Origin of the sequence: Burkholderia sp. B10 (assembly GCF_004368385.1) — a bacterium.
Taxonomy (GTDB): Bacteria; Pseudomonadota; Gammaproteobacteria; order Burkholderiales; family Burkholderiaceae; genus Burkholderia; species Burkholderia vietnamiensis.
Window position 1 is genome coordinate 12168 of sequence record NZ_PQMX01000024.1, and the last position, 14465, is coordinate 26632.

Genomic DNA, 14465 nt, shown 5'->3' on the forward strand with positions numbered 1-14465 from the left:
GCCTTCATCGAAAGCGCGGCGGACCGCCCTTTCGATGCAGCGGCCGGCTGCCGTTACTTCCGCTTGGCCAGCGCCTGCCACGTATCGATGATCGTGTCGGGGTTCAGCGAAATCGACACGATGCCTTCGTCGGCCAGCCACTGCGCGAAATCCGGGTGATCGGACGGGCCCTGGCCGCAGATACCGACGTACTTGCCCATCTTGCGGCAGGTGTCGATCGCACGCTTGAGCAGGAACTTGACGGCCGGGTCGCGTTCGTCGAAGTCGACGGCCAGCAGTTCCATGCCCGAGTCGCGGTCGAGGCCGAGCGTGAGCTGCGTGAGGTCGTTCGAGCCGATCGAGAAACCGTCGAAGTGCTGCAGGAACTCTTCGGCGAGGATCGCGTTGGTCGGGACTTCACACATCATCACGAGGCGCAGGCCGTTCTCGCCGCGCTTCAGGCCGAACTTCTCGAGCAGGCCGACGACGCGCTCCGCCTGCTTCACGGTACGCACGAACGGCACCATGATCTCGACGTTGGTCAGGCCCATCTCGTCGCGCACACGCTTCAGTGCACGGCATTCCATCTCGAACGCCTGCGCGAAGTCTTCGGCGATGTAGCGCGATGCGCCGCGGAAGCCCAGCATCGGGTTTTCCTCGTCCGGCTCGTAGCGCGAACCGCCGATCAGCTTCTTGTACTCGTTCGACTTGAAGTCGGACAGACGCACGATCACGGGCTTCGGGTAGAACGCCGCGGCGATCGTCGCGACGCCTTCGGTCAGCTTGTCGACGTAGAACTGGCGCGGCGATGCATGACCGCGCGCGACGCTCTCGACGGCCTTCTTCAGGTCCTGATCGATGTTCGGGTACTCGAGGATCGCCTTCGGGTGCACACCGATGTTGTTGTTGATGATGAACTCGAGGCGCGCGAGACCGACGCCGGCGTTCGGCAGCTGCGAGAAGTCGAACGCGAGTTGCGGGTTGCCGACGTTCATCATGATCTTGACCGGAATCTCCGGCAACTCGCCGCGCTGCACTTCCGTGACTTCCGTCTCGAGCAGCCCGTCGTAGATCTTGCCTTCGTCGCCTTCCGCGCACGACACCGTCACCAGCGCGCCGTCCTTCAGCACGTCGGTCGCGTCGCCGCAGCCGACGACCGCAGGCACGCCCAACTCACGCGCGATGATCGCCGCGTGGCAGGTGCGCCCGCCGCGGTTCGTGACGATCGCCGATGCGCGCTTCATCACCGGCTCCCAGTTCGGGTCGGTCATGTCGGCCACCAGCACGTCGCCAGGTTGCACGCGTTCCATTTCCGACGGGTCCTGAATCACGCGCACGGGGCCCGCGCCGATCTTCTGACCGATCGCGCGACCCGTCGCCAGCACCTGCGACTGGCCCTTCAGCTTGAAGCGCTGCTCGGCCTTGCCGCTCGCCTGGCTCTTCACCGTTTCCGGACGTGCCTGCAGGATGAAGATCTTGCCGTCGCGACCGTCCTTGCCCCACTCGATGTCCATCGGACGCTGGTAGTGCTTCTCGATGATGACCGCGTACTTCGCGAGCTCGATCACGTCTTCGTCGGTGATCGAATAACGGTTGCGCTGCTCGTGCGACACGTCGACCGTCTTCACGCGGCCCGGTTCGCCGGGTTGCGTGAACTCCATCTTGATCAGCTTCGAGCCGATCGAGCGGCGGATGATCGGGTACTTGTCCTGCGCGAGCGTCGTCTTGAACACGTAGAACTCGTCCGGGTTCACGGCGCCCTGCACGACGGTTTCGCCGAGGCCGTAGCTCGACGTGATGAACACGGCGTCCTTGAAGCCCGATTCGGTGTCGATCGTGAACATCACGCCGGCCGCGCCGACGTCCGAACGCACCATGCGCTGCACGCCTGCCGACAGTGCGACCTCGGCGTGCGTGAAGCCCTTGTGCACGCGATACGAGATCGCGCGGTCGTTGTACAGCGACGCGAACACGTGCTTCATGCGATCGAGCACGTCGTCGATGCCGACGACGTTCAGATACGACTCCTGCTGGCCGGCGAACGATGCGTCGGGCAGGTCTTCCGCGGTCGCGGACGAGCGCACGGCGAACGACAGTTCGGCCGGCGAGCCGCTCTTCAGGATTTCGAACTGCGCGCGGATTTCCTGCTCGAGACGCGCCTGCAGCGGTGCGTCGACGATCCATTTACGGATTTCGGCGCCTGCTTCGGCGAGCGCCTTCACGTCGTCGATGTCGAGCGACTCGAGACGCTTGGCGATGCGATCGGTCAGATCGTTGTGCTTGAGGAAATCGCGGAATGCGAGCGCGGTCGTGGCAAAACCGGTGGGGACGCGAACGCCTGCCTCGGAAAGCTGGCTGATCATCTCGCCGAGCGACGCGTTCTTGCCGCCCACGATCTCCACATCGGTCATCCGCAACTGCTCGAACGGGATTACATACGCCTGGTCCTTTGCGACGTTTGCTGCGTTAGTCATACAAGCCCCTAAGTGTGAAAAAAATGCTCGATTGCGCAAGTGGGCTCGAACGCGGGCGCTTGCAAAAAGGCGCGACGCGTCTTGCGCAACCTGTTGGAGAAACAATCGCAGCGGTGGAAATCTTCCGACCCTCGATGTGCAAAAACCCGGCAGAAAGGCGACGTATGCAGATGAATCGCCGAACTTGCCGGGAATTTTGGATGGCTCGCGGCAAGCGCCGGGCGCCCTGTGCGCACCGTCCCCGCAATTGCTTATCCAACAGGTTGCCGCTATTCTACCGTGCCGGCTGCCGGATGTGGCGCGACCTTGTCACCGCGTGTGGAGGCGAACCTCCAGCCGCCCGCGCAACCGCCCTTCACGCTCGACGCCCAGATTCATGCTGCCTACCGTTTTCATCGTCTCCGACGGCACCGGGATCACTGCCGAAACCTTCGCGCATTCGATCCTGTCCCAGTTCGACCAGAAATTCCGCCTCGTGCGCGTGCCGTTCGTCGACTCGCTCGAAAAGGCCTATTCGACCGTCGAGAAAATCAACGAAGCGGCCGTCCACGACGGCCGTCGCGCGATCGTGTTCACCACGCTCGTCGACAGCGTGTCGAACGACATCGTCAAGCGCTCGAACGCGCTCGTGCTCGACATGTTCCAGCGCTTCGTCGAGCCGCTCGAGCAGGAGCTCGAGCTGAAGTCGAGCCACGCGATGGGGCGCGGCCACCAGAACGCAGATACCGAGGAATACAAGACGCGGATCGAGGCGATCAACTTCTCGCTCGCGCACGACGACGGCCAGTCGAACCGCAACCTGTCCGAAGCCGACGTGATCCTGGTCGGCGTGTCGCGCAGCGGCAAGACGCCGACGAGCCTGTATCTCGCGATGCAGTACGGCGTGAAGGCCGCGAACTATCCGCTGATTCCGGAAGACTTCGAGCGCGGCAAGCTGCCGTCGGCGCTGACGCAGCATCGCGAAAAGCTGTTCGGCCTCTCGATCGACCCGCAGCGTCTGTCGGAGATCCGCAACGAGCGCCGTCCGGGCAGCAAGTACGCGGCGCCCGAGAACTGCCGCTACGAGATCAACGAATCGGAGGCGATGATGCGCCGCGAAGGGATCAAGTGGCTGTCGTCGACGCACAAGTCGATCGAGGAAATCGCGACGACGATCCTGCAGGAAATCCGCCTGGAGCGGCAGTCGTACTGACGTGCGCTGCATCGGCGGCACTCACGCCGCCGCCAGAAAGCAAAAAGCCGCGTTCGACGCGGCTTTTTGCTGGGCACTGCGCGCCGACGACCTGGCGCGCGGCGCGCGCGTCTCATTTGCGCCGCTGCTGCCGCACCTGCTCGAACAGGCACACGGCCGCCGCCGCCGCGACGTTGAGCGACTCCATCCCGCCCGGCTGCGGGATCGTCACGCGATGGGTCGCCGCATCGCGCCAGAACGCCGACACGCCCGCCCCCTCGTTGCCGAACACCCATGCGACGGGGCCGGACAGATCGCAGTCGTAGACGGCCTGCGCGCCGTGCGAATCGGTCAATGCGACCGGCACGTCGAGACGCTCGGCGAGCGCGTCCGGCTCGACGTCCTCGTGAATCGACAACAGGAAATGGGCGCCCATGCCCGAGCGCAGCACCTTCGACGACCACGCATACGCGGTGCCCTGCGCACAGAACACGTGGCGCACGCCGGCCGCCGCCGCGCTGCGCAGGATCGAGCCGACGTTGCCGGCGTCCTGCACGCCGTCGAGCACGACCGACGTATCGGTGACGCGCACCGGCAGCGGCTGCGCCGGCCGCTCGACCAGCAACAGCAGGCCGACGCCGCTGACGACGTTCGACAGCTGACCGAACAGCGCGTCGGGCAGCGTGACGACCCGCGGCGCGTCGATGCGCGCGACGATTGCCTGCGCTTCGGCATGCGCGAGCGCGCCTTCGGTCGCGACGCACAACTCGGGGATCGCGCCCGTGTCGAGATAGGCGCCGGCCAGATGGAAACCTTCGAGCAGCGCGTGGCCGCCGCGGCGCTGCTGCGCCGTCGAACCCGCGAGCGCCTTCAGCCGCTTGTACAGCGGGTTGTCGCGTGAGGTAATGCTTTTCATCGAATCAGGTCGAGCGCCGCGCGCACGGGTGCGAACGAGCGCCGATGCGCTTCGCACGGCCCATGCTCGCGCAGCGCGGCAAGATGTTTCGCGGTGCCGTAGCCGGCATGCACGTCGAAGCCGTACACCGGATGGCGGGCATGCAGCTCGACGAGCATCCGGTCGCGCGTGACTTTCGCGAGGATCGACGCCGCCGAGATGCTCGGCACGAGCGCGTCGCCGCTGACGATCGCCTCGGCGCGCACCATCAGCGTCGGGCAACGGTTGCCGTCGATCTGCGCGAGCGTCGGCATGAGCGACAGGCCTTCGACCGCGCGCTTCATCGCGAGCATCGTCGCATGCAGGATGTTCAGCGTATCGATCTCGTCGACGCTGGCCGACGCGACGCAATACGCACGCGAACGCGCGACGATCAGGTCGTACAGCGCGTCGCGCTTTTTCGCGGACAGCGCCTTCGAATCGTCGAGGCCTTCGATCGGCTGCGCGGGATCGAGGATCACCGCGGCGGCGACCACCGGGCCCGCGAGCGGGCCGCGCCCGGCTTCGTCGACGCCGCAGACGATGTCGTCGGGCCGGCTGAAATCGAAGCCGCGCTGGTCGAGCGGCACGCGGCCGCGCGCTGCACGTGGTGCGCGAGTGGCGGTCATGCGCGCCCCTTGCGTTGCTCGAGCACCCGCACGACCGCTTCGGCCGCCTTCGCGGCCGTGTTCTGCCGCAGCGACAGGTGCATTTCGGTGAACACTTCGGTCAGCGTGCGGCGGTTCGCGTCGTCGCGCAACTGCGTGAGCGTCGCGTCGGCGAGCGCCTCGGGCGTCGCGAAGTGCTGCAGCAGCTCCGGCACGACGAAGCGCCCGGCCAGGATGTTCGGCAGGCCGACGTACGGCAGGTAGCCCTGGCGGCGCATGATCTGGCCGGTCAGCCAGGGCACCTTGTACGAGATCACCATCGGTTTCTTCAGCAGCGCGGCTTCCAGCGTGACGGTACCGCTCTTCACGAGGATCGCGTCGGCGGCCGTCATCGCGACCTGCGAGCGGCCGTCGGTGATCGTCAACGCGAGTTGCGGATGCGCGGCGACGAGCGGTTGCAGCAGCTCGCGCAGCGCGGGCGTCGCCGCCGGCATCACGAAGCGCACGCCCGGCTCGCGCTCCTGCATCAGCGCCATCGCCGCGAAGAACGTCGGGCCGATCAGCGCGATCTCCGAGCGGCGACTGCCCGGCAGCACCGCGATCACCGGGCCGTCGGCCGGCAGGCCGAGCGCGATGCGCGCGCCGTGCGTGTCGGGCTCGAGCGGGATCTCGTCGGCGAGCGGATGGCCCACGTACGTCGACGCGACGCCCGCCTTGTCGAGGATCGCCGGTTCGAACGGGAACAGGCACAGCATGTGGTCAACCGACTTCGCGATCTTCTTGATCCGCCCGCCGCGCCACGCCCAGATCGACGGGCACACGAAGTGGATCGACGGAATGCCCGCGTCGCGCGCGGCCTGTTCCACGTTGAAGTTGAAGTCGGGTGCATCGACGCCGATGAATGCGTCGGGCCGCTCGGCGAGCAGTTGGCGCTTCAGTTCGCCGCGAATGCGCAGAATCTCGGGGATCTGGCCCAGCGCCTCGACGTAACCGCGCACCGTCAGCTTGTCCATCTGCCAGTGCGAGTCGAAGCCGTGCGCGAGCATGCGCTGCCCGCCGATCCCGTAATAGTGGGTCGACGCCGGCAGTCGCGCCTGCAGCCCGCCGAGCAGCGACGCCGCGAGCAGGTCGCCCGACGGCTCGCCGGCCACCATGGCGAGCCGCAGCTGATTGGTCGGCAGCGGCATCGGTTAGCGGATGATGCCGCGTTGCGACGCGTCGACGAACGCGACGAGCGCGGCCACCGGCGCATCGCCGTCGCCGCCGGCGCTCGCGAGCTCGCGCAGCTGTACCTTGGCCTCGTCGAGCGACAGGCCGTTCTTGTACAGCAGGCGGTACGCGCTGCGCAGCGCCGAGATCGCGTCCGGCGAGAAACCGCGCCGGCGCAGGCCTTCGACGTTGATGCCGTGCGGCTCGGCCTTGTTGCCTGCAGCGATCACGAACGGCGGCACGTCCTGCACGAGCGCCGACGCGCCGCCGAGCATCGAGTGCGCGCCGATGCGCACGAACTGATGCACGCCCGACATCCCGCCGATGATCGCAAAGTCGCCGATCTCGACGTGACCGGCCATCTGCGCGTTGCTCGACAGGATCACGTTGTTGCCGACGCGGCAGTCGTGGCCGATGTGCACGTACGCCATGATCCAGTTGTCGTCGCCGAGCGTCGTCACGCCGGCGTCCTGCACGGTGCCGGTGTGGATCGTCGTGAATTCGCGGATCGTGTTGCGGTTGCCGATCACGAGCCTGGTCGGCTCGTCCTTGTACTTCATGTCCTGCGGACGGCCGCCGACCGACGCGTAATGGCCGATGCGGTTGTCTTCGCCGAGCGTCGTGTGACCTTCGATCACGCTGTGCGAGCCGATCGTGGTGCGCGCGCCGATCGTCACATGCGGCCCGACGATCGCGTACGGCCCGATCTCGACCGACTCGTCGATCTGCGCGCCCGGTTCGACGATCGCGGTAGGATGAATCCTGGTCATGCGCCGTTGCCTCTCGTTATGATGTGTCGCGTTGCCCGCGTCATGTTGCTCATGCGTGCCGCGTCGCTCAGGGCGCCGCGTCGGCCGTCTTGACCGTGCACATCAGTTCGGCTTCCGCCGCCACCTTGCTGTCCACTTCGGCCACCGCCTTGAACTTCCAGATGCCGCGGATGTATCGTTCGAACGTCACGTTCAGGATCAGCTGGTCGCCCGGCTCGACCACGCGCTTGAAGCGCGCGCCGTCGATGCCGACGAAGTAGTACAGCGTGTTCTCCGGATCCTTCGGCTGCTCCTCCGCGAAGGTCAGCAGCGCGGCCGCCTGCGCGAGCGCCTCGAGGATCAGCACACCCGGCATCACCGGCCGCTTCGGGAAATGTCCCTGAAAGAACGGCTCGTTGATCGACACGTTCTTCAGCGCTTTGATCCCCTTGTGCGGCTCGAGTTCGAGCACGCGGTCGACCAGCAGAATCGGGTAGCGATGCGGCAGCAGCGTGAGGATCTTGTGGATGTCGAGATTGATTTTTTCAGTGCTCATGATGGTTCGTCTCACGCAGAGGCTGCGCGGTGGTGATGCAAAGGCTGATGCGGGCCGTCGTGCGGCCCGGTCCGGCTAACCGGGCGGATGCGCTGGCCGTGCCCGGTTGGTGGTCCCGCATGGTGGTCAGGCGTCCGTGCCGCCCTGGGCGGCCAGCGCGGTTTCGAGCGCCTTGATGCGGTCGCGCAGTTTGTCGAGGTTGCGTACGAGCGCGGCGCTGCGGTTCCATTCGCCGTGGTCGACGGCCGGGAACGCACTCGTATAGATGCCGGCCTTCGGCAGCGATTTCGATACGCCCGACTTCGCGGTGATGATCACGTAGTCGCCGAGCGTCACGTGGCCGGCGATCCCGGCTGCGCCGCCGATCATACAATGGCGGCCGATCGTCGTGCTGCCGGCGATCCCGGCGCTGCCCGCGATGACCGTATATGCGCCGATCCGGCAGTTGTGGCCGATCTGCACCTGGTTGTCGATCTTCACGCACGCTTCGATGACGGTATCGGCCATCGCGCCGCGATCGATCGTCGTGTTCGCGCCGATCTCGACGTCCGGGCCGATCGACACGCCGCCGACCTGCGGGATCTTGACCCAGCTGCCGGTGCGCGCGTCGCCGTCGCCGACGAAATCCGGCGCGAAGCCGAAGCCGTCCGAGCCGATCACCGCGCCCGCATGAATGATCGCGCGCGGCCCGATCTTGCAGCCGTGGTACACCGCTGCGTTCGGATACAGGTGCGAGCCCGCGCCGATCGTCGTGCCGCGCCCGACGAACACGCCGGCGTCGAGCTGCACGTCATCGGCGATCACCGCACCGGCTTCGATCGTCACGTGCGGGCCAATCACCGCGCTCGCGGCGACCTGCGCGGACGGGTCGATCGTCGCGCTCGGATGCACGCCGGCCGCGCGCGGCGGCGTGGCCAGATCGATGAACATCTGCGCGACGCGCGCGAAGTACGCGTACGGATTCGCCGTCACGATGAAGTTGCTGGGGCCGGCCGTCCGGGGGCCGGCCATCCGGGGGCCGGATGTCGGAGATCCCTCGGCCGCGCCGAGCTTTTCGAGGTCCTTGGGCGCGATCAGCACCGCGCCGGCGCCGCTCGTCTCGACCTGCGACAGGTACTTCGGATTCGCGAGAAACGCGAGCTGCTGAGGGCCGGCCTGGTCGAGCGGCGCGAGGCCGCTGACCGTGCACTGGGCGTCGCCGACGATCTCGCCGCCGAACCGCTTTACGAGTGCCTCGAGCGTCAATGCCATTCGTCGTCTGCTCCGTTCAGTTCGTCGAGCCGGACGCGAGCGCCTTGAGCACCTTGTCGGTGATGTCGATGCGCGGGCTGACGTACACGGCTTCCTGCACGATCAGGTCGTAATTCTGCTGCTCCGCGATCTGCTTGATGACCTTGTTCGCGCGCTCGAGCACCGCCGCGAGCTCCTCGTTGCGGCGCTGGTTCAGATCTTCGCGGAACTCGCGCTGCTTGCGCTGGAAGTCGGTGTCGAGCTGCGCGAGATCGCGCTGCTTCTGCGCGCGATCGGCCGCCGACAGCGACGCACCGTTCTTGTCCAGCGAATCGGACATCGACTTCAGACGCGCCGCCAGGTCCTGCAGATCCTTGTCGCGCTTCGCGAACTCGGCTTCGAGCTTCGTCTGCGCCGCCTTCGCGGGCGCCGACTCGCGCAGGATCCGATCCGAATTGACCGCCGCGATGCGGGCGACGTCCTGAGCGTGTGCCGTCGCCGCGCCCAAGGCCAGCGCAATGGTCAACGCCCCGATCACTCGTTTCGAAAACTTACCGGTTAGCAAAATTACCCTCTCGTTGCTGTTGTCATGCGTTCGATCAGAACGCCGTCCCGATCTGGAACTGGAATTTCTGGTACTGGTCGCCCTCGTGCTTCTGCAGCGGGAAACCGAGGCTCAGCTTCAGCGGGCCGATCGGCGAGATCCACGCGAGGCCCACACCATAGCCGTAACGCAGACCGTTCGCGCCGGTACTCGTGCCGCCCGGCGCGTTGCCCCACACGTTGCCGCCGTCGATGAACGTGAACACGCGCAGCGTGCGATCGTAGCCGGTGCCCGGCAGCGGGAACGTCAGTTCGATGTTGCCGACCAGCATCTTCGAGCCGCCGATCGGGTCGTTCGTCTTGGTGTCGCGCGGGCCCAGCGAGCTCGGCTCGTAGCCACGCACGGAGCCGATACCGCCCGCGTAGTAGTTCTTGAAGATCGGGTACGGGTTGCCGATACCGTTGCCGTAGCCGCCCTGCAGGTTCAGGCCCAGGATGAAGCCGCGCGAGAACGAATAGTAATACTGCGCCTGCAGGTCGGCCTTGTAGTACTGGATCTTGCCGACCGGCACGCCGTACTCGACGTTCGCCTGCGTGAAGTAGCCGCGGCTCGGGATCAGCGCGCTGTCGCGCGCGTCGCGCGACCACGCGACCGTCAGCGGCACGGTGTTCGACACGCGGCCGAACTCGTTCACGTAATCCTGGTAGCTCTGCGGCGTGTTCGAATCGACGTCGAGACGGTTCTGCTCGAAGCCCGCGCCGAAATAGACGGTATCGACTTCCGAGAACGGAATGCCGAACTTCAGGTTGCCGCCCGCGCTGATGATGCGGAAGCTCGAGCTCGTCGAGTAGTACAGCGGCTGGTACGTGCGGTAGTAGACGTCGGTGATCCGCTTGATGCCGTCGACCGTGAAGTACGGGTCGACCTGCGTGACGGTCAGCGTGCGGTAGCTCTTCGCGGTGTTGACGTTCACTGACAGGCTCGTGCCCGAGCCGAACACGTTGTCCTGCGACACGCCGGCCGACAGCACGACCTTGTCCGTCGACGAGAAGCCCGCGCCCAGCGTGATCGCGCCGGTCGGCTTTTCGTCGACCTTCACGTTCACGTCGACCTGGTCGTTCGTGCCTTCGACCGGCACCGTCGTCACGTCGACGTTGGTGAAGTAGCCGAGACGGTTCACGCGGTCCTTCGACAGCGCGAGACGGTTCGAATCGAACCACGAGCTTTCGAGCTGGCGCATTTCGCGGCGCACGACTTCGTCGCGCGTGCGCGTGTTGCCGACCACGTTGATGCGGCGCACGTACACGCGGCGGCTCGGATCGACGACGAGGTTCAGGTTCACCTTGTGGTTCGCCTGATCGATGTCCGGCTGCGCGTTGACCGTCGCGAATGCGTAGCCGTATTCGCCGAGCTTGTCGACGATCGACTTGGTCGTCTGCTGCAGCTTCTCGGCCGAGAAACGATCGCCCGGCTTGATCTTGATCAGCTTGGTGAGTTCGGCTTCGCGATCGAGCAGGTTGCCCGACAGCTTGATGCCCGAAACCGTGTACGGCTGGCCTTCGTGCAGCGTGACCGTCAGGTACATGTCCTTCTTGTCGGGCGAGATCGACACCTGGGTCGACTCGATGTTGAACTCGAGGTAGCCGCGGTTCAGGTAGTACGAGCGCACGGCTTCGAGGTCGCCGGTCAGCTTTTCCTTCGAGTACAGGTCGTTCTTCGTGTACCACGAGAACCAGTTCGGCGTGGACAGCTGCATCTCGTCGCGCAGCGTGCTGGTGCTGAACGCCTTGTTGCCGATGAAGTTGATCTGGCGGATCTTCGCGCTCGGGCCTTCGGCGACCGCGAACAGGATCGACACGCGGTTCGCGTCGACCGGCGTGATCGTCGTCTTGACCTCCGCCGCGTAGAAGCCGCGCGTGAGGTACTGACGCTTGAGTTCCTGCTCCGCCTTGTCGACGAGCGCCTTGTCGTAGTAGCGGCCGTCGGCCAGACCCACCGCGCGCAGCGCCTTGGTCAGGTTGTCCTTGTCGAATTCCTTCGTGCCGGTGAAGTCGATCGACGCGATGGCCGGACGCTCCTGCACCTGCACGATCACGACGTTGCCTTGCGTGGCGACGCGCACGTCGTTGAAGAAGCCCGTCGCGTACAGCGCGCGGATTGCTTCGGATGCCTTGTCGTCGGTGAAGGTATCGCCCTGCTTGATCGGCAGGTACGCGAATACCGAACCGGGTTCGACGCGCTGCAAACCCTCGATCTTGATGTCTTGCACCACGAACGGTGCCGCTGCATGCGCCGCGAGGCCGTGCGCGGCGAGCGCGGCCGCTGCAACTGTCTTAGGTACAAAGCGATGAGGTTTGAACAACGTGCATCCCCAATATTTAGCTGCATCAAATCAGGCGGCGACCGACCGGCCGCCGCCTGACGCTTCAGAAATGGATTAACCGAGCCAGGTCGTTGAACAATGCGATCGCCGACAATGCGACGATGCAGATCAGCCCGGCTCTTTGCAGAATCAGCTGCCAGCGCTCCGAGACGGCTTTCCCGGTCGCGGCTTCAACCAGATAATATAACAGATGCCCCCCGTCCAAAACGGGAATCGGCAGCAAGTTCAGCACCCCGAGGCTAATGCTGACAAGGGCGAGGAACGATACGAAGGCCGACGGACCGAGCCGCGCGCTCTTGCCCGCATAGTCGGCGATCGTCACCGGGCCGGACAGATTCTTCAGCGATGCGTTGCCCGTGATCATCCGCCCGAACATCTTCAGCGAATAGACGGCGATGTCCCACGTGCGGTGCGCACCGAGCCGAACGCTGTCGAGCGGCCCGTAGCGCACGTCGACCGACGGCGTGTGCATCGACAGCGCCGCGCCGATGCGGCCGACCTGCTGGCCCGTCTCGTCGTCGCGCTGCAACTGCGGAACGATCGCTACCGTCTGCGTCGTACCGCCGCGCTCGACCTGCAGGTCGACCGCCCGGCCGGCGTGATGCTTCACCGCGTCGATGAAGCGCGACGCGCCGCCGATCGGCTGGCCGTCGAGCGCCAGCAGCTTGTCGCCGGCCTTCAGCCCCGCCCGCTCGGCCGCGCTGCCGGGCTGCACCGACGCGATCGACAGCGTGCCGCCGCCGGCCTCGAAGCCGAGGCGCGCCATGAAATCGTCATCGATGTCGCTCTCGGGGATATTGCGCAGATCGACGCGGAAGTCGAACGTCGCCGCGCCGCCGTCGCGCGCGCCGAGCACGACCTCGCGATGGTCGAATGCGGCGGACAGCAGCTTCCAGCGCAGGTCGGACCACGAGCGCACCGGCACCGCGGCGCCACCGTCGGCGTCGCGGATCGACACGATGGTCTCGCTGCCGTCGAAGCCCGCGCGGGCCGCAACCGTGCCGGCGGCCGGCGGCGCGAGCAGCGCAGCCGGTTCGGTCACGCCGGTGGCGAATACCGCCGAAAACAGCACGATTGCCAACAGGAAGTTCGCGATCGGCCCGGCGGCGACGATCGCGATGCGCTTGAACACCGATTGGCGGTTGAACGCCTGGTCGAGCTCGTCCGGATTGATGCCGGGGCCCGGTTCGCGCTCGTCGAGCATCTTCACGTAGCCGCCGAGCGGCAACGCGGAGAGCGTCCACTCGGTGCCCGTGCGCGGGCTCACCCAGCGCGCGACGGGCTGGCCGAAGCCGATCGAGAAACGCAGCACCTTCACGCCGCACCAGCGCGCGACGCGATAATGTCCGTACTCATGCACGACGACCAGCACCCCGATCGCCACCGCAAACGCGACCAGTTCGACCAGCACGTTCATGAGCACCTCATTCAGACGATACGCTCCACGCGAGGCGCAGGCGCTTTTGCAATGAACCCGGCGGCAAGACGGCGCGCGTCGGCATCGGCCGCCAGGACGTCGTCGAGCCCGTTCGGGCTGCGGTTCGGCAGTGCGTTGAGCACCGCGTCGACCGTCGCCGCGATCGCCATGAAGCCGATCCGGCGCTCGAGAAACGCTTCGACCGCGACTTCGTTCGCCGCGTTCAATGCGGCGCTCGCGATCCCGCCCTCTTCAAGCGCCTTCAGCGCGAGCGCGAGACACGGGAAGCGTGCGTAATCCGGCTTCTCGAACGACAGCTGCGCGATCTGCGCGAGGTCGAGCTGATCGACGCCGGCGTCGACGCGCTCCGGGAACGCGAGCGCGTGCGCGATCGGCGTACGCATGTCGGGGTTGCCGAGCTGCGCGAGCACCGACCCGTCGCGATACGACACCAGCGAATGGATCACGCTCTGCGGGTGGATCAGCACGTCGATCCGCTCGCCCGGCAGACCGAAGATCCAGTGCGCCTCGATCACCTCGAGGCCCTTGTTCATCATCGTCGCCGAATCGACGGAGATCTTGCGGCCCATCACCCAGTTCGGATGCTTGCACGCCTCGTCCGGCGTCACGTCGGCGAGCGTGGCCGGCTCGCGCGTGCGGAACGGGCCGCCCGACGCCGTCAGGATGATCTTCGAGATGCCGCCGTGCTCGTTCTCGTCGCGCGGCATGCACTGGAAGATCGCGTTGTGCTCGCTGTCGACCGGCAGCAGGATCGCGCCATGGTCGCGCACCGCGTCCATGAAGATCCCGCCCGACATCACCAGCGATTCCTTGTTCGCGAGCAGGATGCGCTTGCCCGCGCGCGCGGCCGCGAGGCTCGGCGCGAGGCCGGCCGCGCCGACGATCGCCGCGACGACCGTGTCGCAGCCGTCGCTCGCCGACACGTCGACGAGCGCCTGCGGACCATACAGCACCGTGGTCTTGCTGCCCGCGGCGCGCAGCTTTGCTTCGACGTGCGCGGCGGTCGCCGCGTCGCCGACCACCGCGACTTCCGGCGCGAAGCGCAGGCATTGCTCGACGAGCTTGTCGCCGTTGCGATGCGCGGTCAGCGCGTACACCGAAAAACGCTCGGGATGGCGGGCGACCACGTCGAGCGTGCTGTCTCCGATCGAGCCCGTGGAACCGAGCAGTGTCAGACGTTTTTGCATAAC

The 14465-nt window shown here is 66.3% G+C and carries 12 protein-coding genes; 1 reads left to right on the top strand and 11 read right to left on the bottom strand.

Translation table 11 applies throughout. The features are described 5' to 3' along the window. Positions 1 to 53: 53 nt before the first annotated feature. A complete protein-coding gene (ppsA, locus tag C3Y15_RS14450; protein ID WP_011885128.1) occupies positions 54 to 2453 on the bottom strand; it encodes a phosphoenolpyruvate synthase in 2400 nt (799 codons plus the stop codon). 376 nt (positions 2454 to 2829) lie between these two features. Between ppsA and C3Y15_RS14455 the strand changes: the two genes are divergently transcribed. Next, positions 2830 to 3645 (top strand): pyruvate, water dikinase regulatory protein, encoded by an 816-nt coding sequence (locus tag C3Y15_RS14455; protein WP_011885129.1) that lies wholly within the window; start codon positions 2830 to 2832, stop codon positions 3643 to 3645. Between the two features lie 112 nt (positions 3646 to 3757). Here the strand turns inward: C3Y15_RS14455 and C3Y15_RS14460 are convergent, their stop codons facing one another. The 10 genes from C3Y15_RS14460 to C3Y15_RS14505 all read right to left on the bottom strand — a co-directional run bounded on the left by C3Y15_RS14460 (position 3758) and on the right by C3Y15_RS14505 (position 14462). Continuing rightward, complete coding sequence (locus tag C3Y15_RS14460) at positions 3758 to 4540, bottom strand: RNA methyltransferase (protein ID WP_059461313.1); 783 nt, start codon at positions 4538 to 4540, stop codon at positions 3758 to 3760. Further along, entirely contained in the window at positions 4537 to 5187 is a 651-nt protein-coding gene (rnhB, locus tag C3Y15_RS14465; RefSeq protein WP_011885131.1) for a ribonuclease HII, read from the bottom strand. Before rnhB ends, C3Y15_RS14460 begins: the two co-directional genes overlap by 4 nt. Next, on the bottom strand, positions 5184 to 6353 hold the full coding sequence (lpxB, locus tag C3Y15_RS14470) for a lipid-A-disaccharide synthase (RefSeq protein ID WP_011885132.1): 1170 nt from the start codon (positions 6351 to 6353) through the stop codon (positions 5184 to 5186). The genes rnhB and lpxB overlap by 4 nt, the downstream gene beginning before the upstream one ends. A gap of 3 nt (positions 6354 to 6356) precedes the next feature. Continuing rightward, positions 6357 to 7145, bottom strand: coding sequence for an acyl-ACP--UDP-N-acetylglucosamine O-acyltransferase (gene lpxA / locus C3Y15_RS14475; RefSeq protein ID WP_046426975.1), 789 nt, complete (start codon positions 7143 to 7145; stop codon positions 6357 to 6359). 67 nt (positions 7146 to 7212) lie between these two features. After that, positions 7213 to 7680 carry a 3-hydroxyacyl-ACP dehydratase FabZ gene (gene fabZ / locus C3Y15_RS14480; RefSeq protein WP_059461314.1) on the bottom strand — a complete coding sequence of 156 codons (468 nt, stop codon included), beginning with the start codon at positions 7678 to 7680 and terminating at the stop codon, positions 7213 to 7215. Positions 7681 to 7806: 126 nt separating this feature from the next. Further along, positions 7807 to 8931 (bottom strand): UDP-3-O-(3-hydroxymyristoyl)glucosamine N-acyltransferase, encoded by a 1125-nt coding sequence (gene lpxD, locus C3Y15_RS14485; RefSeq protein ID WP_046426978.1) that lies wholly within the window; start codon positions 8929 to 8931, stop codon positions 7807 to 7809. Positions 8932 to 8947: 16 nt separating this feature from the next. Then, positions 8948 to 9475, bottom strand: a complete 528-nt coding sequence (locus C3Y15_RS14490) for an OmpH family outer membrane protein (protein WP_011885135.1) — start codon at positions 9473 to 9475, stop codon at positions 8948 to 8950. 34 nt (positions 9476 to 9509) lie between these two features. Beyond that, positions 9510 to 11816, bottom strand: coding sequence for an outer membrane protein assembly factor BamA (bamA, locus tag C3Y15_RS14495; protein ID WP_011885136.1), 2307 nt, complete (start codon positions 11814 to 11816; stop codon positions 9510 to 9512). Between the two features lie 64 nt (positions 11817 to 11880). Then, positions 11881 to 13254 carry an RIP metalloprotease RseP gene (gene rseP / locus C3Y15_RS14500; protein ID WP_124259628.1) on the bottom strand — a complete coding sequence of 458 codons (1374 nt, stop codon included), beginning with the start codon at positions 13252 to 13254 and terminating at the stop codon, positions 11881 to 11883. 11 nt (positions 13255 to 13265) lie between these two features. After that, on the bottom strand, positions 13266 to 14462 hold the full coding sequence (locus tag C3Y15_RS14505; protein ID WP_011885138.1) for a 1-deoxy-D-xylulose-5-phosphate reductoisomerase: 1197 nt from the start codon (positions 14460 to 14462) through the stop codon (positions 13266 to 13268). Positions 14463 to 14465 lie beyond the last annotated feature (3 nt).